The 341-nt window shown below is 52.8% G+C and carries 1 rRNA gene; it reads left to right on the top strand.

The features are described 5' to 3' along the window. Positions 1-341 (top strand): 23S ribosomal RNA (locus NAZ64_RS22430); the annotation flags it as partial.

Genomic DNA, 341 nt, shown 5'->3' with positions numbered 1-341 from the left:
TGAGGGAAAGGCGAAAAGAACCCCGGCGAGGGGAGTGAAAAAGAACCTGAAACCGTGTACGTACAAGCAGTGGGAGCCCCACCACTAAGCCAGTGGTGAACTCCACATACGCATCCTTTGCTGAGGATACAGTTAACGGAGCGAAAGCGACGTTCAACCGCAAAAGAAGCAGAGGGGGCTTAGTGGTGGGGTGACTGCGTACCTTTTGTATAATGGGTCAGCGACTTATATTCTGTAGCAAGGTTAACCGTATAGGGGAGCCGCAGGGAAACCGAGTCTTAACCGGGCGTTAAGTTGCAGGGTATAGACCCGAAACCCGGTGATCTAGCCATGGGCAGGTT

It is taken from the genome of Salmonella sp. A1325 (assembly GCF_056991255.1).
Note: the sequence above shows the minus strand (reverse complement) of the source record. Positions and strands in the feature narration are given on the sequence as shown.